Here is a 2,669-nt window from a genome sequence, read left to right as displayed (position 1 = left end):
GCACTGGTGTCGCCGTCTTAATGTTGATTACGAACGTTTACCTGCTTCATCAGAGGCTTTCATCCACATTGCTATGATCCGACTTATGCTACGGAGACTTGCTTGAATATTTTATACTCTCCGTATTTCCAAACATCCTCTCATAGCGATGTTAGCACCAATGCTACCCTCAGCGGCAGAACTTTTTTCGCGGGTTTGCTCCTGATACTCTTCGGTAGGGTTGTTAACGTCCCTTTGGCTAATTGTCTCAGATAGTCGGCGAATCTGAGTTAAGCCATCCGATATTTGGGCTGTATAGGAGTTTAAACGGCTGCGATCTAGGTAGATGAAGTGTTTTAACTTAGTATCGTTTCCACTTGCGATCGATTTCCCGACTTCTTGATTCATATGTATCAGATTTTTCTTTTTCCCATTGTAATCTATCTTTTGATACACGATCTAGGGAATCTCGTAAATCTGTCACATCATCATTGAGGGTCATTTGACGATCAATCTCCTCAACGACACTACCAATCAACTCACCTAGTAGGTAAGCATCCTCATGGCTACTGCGCTTGGTTGGCTTAGAGTTGGGTGAGTTAGGTGTGGTCATAACACTGTTCCAGGATTCTCCCTCAACTACGATTATATCCTTACTTTTACAAGTCACCCATAAATCACAATATTTATACAGCAAAATATAGATTATGGGCACTGCTAACCCTTGTAGTCTATTTCTTTTTACAATCGGGTGGTGAGGCTGCCAAATAAAAGCAACTATACTTGGCAATATCTAAATCTCTTGTCAAAGGACTTTTTGATTTGTCAAAAAATAGTTTATTCCGCAAATTATTTGTAAACTCTGGATCTGCTAATGCCTTAGCAAAAGCATCTTTAGCAGCTTTTTCTTTATCGAGATTTTCAGTTGGATCAGAGAAAGTAATTATAATAATACTCCGTTGTGTTAATGTCTCGTTAGTATTTTTGGAAGAGCATCGATCATCGTTATACTTACCTAGTATTAATTGAAGCACGCCATTGGAAAATGTTTCTTGGATAGAATCTCTTATTACGTTAGCTCTTTTTCTAGCTCTTTTGCCCTCTTCTTCAATATTACCCTCACACGATGCATTTCCAACTGCAATTATCCCTGCCTTTTTATCGATTACTAGGTGGGCAATTTTTGTGTTGAAGAAATCTTTTGCATTGATGAGGGATTTTTTGTTTCCCTCCTCAAGTACTTCTATTTCTGATTCACTTCCAATCTTCCATCTATAGTCGTTCCCAACACCAATTAAAGTATAAAAACTGAAATTTGCAGATCCACCCTTACCATCCGAGCCTGTTTTTATTATTGGTGGGTTCCAGACAGGATCGCGGACAGGTGGTGGTGGTGGTGGAAATGGTGGTGTTTTTTTTGTATCTAACTCAATCTCTGTGAGTCTTGAATCCTCTGCTGATTGGACAGATGCCTTATAGTGGCTATGTACAGAATTTTCTGGTACTAAAACATCAACTGGAATACTAAAATCTGGTTTTATGAAAATTATTTCACCAAATGTATTAGACTTTAAAGTCTGCAATCCATTTTTATTTCCGATTGTCACATTAACATCAGAAACTGCTAATTTAGTCACTTTATCTATTACTCTCACAGGTAGTCTAGAATTAGACCAAGCAAACCAAGCAAAGGTACCGCCACCACTAATAGCAGCAAGCGCAATGATTGATAATAGTTCTACTGAAACCTTTTTGATGACATTTTCGATTAAGTTTTTTACGCTCATAGCTTTCAGTTTCGGGATTATCGCATAATAATTTAGTCGATCGAGTATGTTAGATCGATTAAAACAACACTTCCAAATCTATCGAGTGTTGTCACCCTTGACTTTAAAACCTTATTCAATCCCTAATCCTGCATGTTATCTCATGACAACCGAGAAAATAGTGTAAATATTCGCGTTAAAAGGGCTGGATGGGCAATGCCCACCTCAGTCCATTATTCCCAAATTTACACCTCGGCTAACTTTTTGATATCATCCACCGAGACAGTTCGCCCTTCATCTTCAAAACCAGAAATCTGGTCAAAATTCAGATAACGATACAGATCCCCTGCAAACGGATTGATTTTCTTACTCATCAAATCTAGATATTCCGATACCGTTGGAATCCGCCCCAACAGCGAACAAACAGCGGCTAATTCTGCCGAACCGAGATAGACTTGGGCACCTTTCCCCATCCGGTTATTGAAATTGCGGGTAGATGTCGAGAACACCGTCGCATTATCGGCGGTGCGGGCTTGATTGCCCATACAGAGACTGCATCCTGGCATTTCTGTCCGTGCTCCAGCGGCATCGAAGATCGCGTACATGCCTTCGGCTTTGAGTTGGGATTCGTCCATGCGGGTGGGGGGACAAATCCACAGTTGGGTGGTGACTGCGGGTTCGCCGTCGAGGACTTTGGCGGTGGCGCGGTAGTGTCCGATATTGGTCATGCAGGAGCCGACGAAGACTTCATCGATTTTAGCTCCGGCGACTTCGCTCAGGAGTTTGATGTTGTCGGGGTCGTTGGGGGCGGCGACGATCGGTTCCGTAATACTATTAAGATCGATCTCGATGATTTCGGCGTATTCGGCATCGGCATCGGCGGACATTAGCACGGGATTAGCCAGCCAAGCTTCCATCTGGGCG

Annotated in this window: 3 protein-coding genes; all 3 read right to left on the bottom strand. The window is 42.0% G+C overall.

Annotated features, from left to right (window positions below):
* Nucleotides 1-340 precede the first annotated feature (340 nt).
* Nucleotides 341-592 (bottom strand): hypothetical protein, encoded by a 252-nt coding sequence (locus RMO55_RS21530; RefSeq protein WP_310430176.1) that lies wholly within the window; start codon nucleotides 590-592, stop codon nucleotides 341-343.
* 118 nt (nucleotides 593-710) lie between these two features.
* Complete coding sequence (locus tag RMO55_RS21525; RefSeq protein WP_310430175.1) at nucleotides 711-1,766, bottom strand: hypothetical protein; 1,056 nt, start codon at nucleotides 1,764-1,766, stop codon at nucleotides 711-713.
* A gap of 224 nt (nucleotides 1,767-1,990) precedes the next feature.
* A partial coding sequence (locus RMO55_RS21520; RefSeq protein ID WP_310430173.1) for an aconitase family protein occupies nucleotides 1,991-2,669 on the bottom strand: 679 nt, incomplete at its 5' end.

The sequence above is a fragment of the Chamaesiphon sp. VAR_48_metabat_135_sub genome, from assembly GCF_031418915.1.
Lineage (GTDB): Bacteria > Cyanobacteriota > Cyanobacteriia > Cyanobacteriales > Chamaesiphonaceae > Chamaesiphon.
The sequence above is the reverse complement of the archived record's forward strand: the minus strand, read 5'-3'. Positions and strand labels throughout refer to the sequence as shown.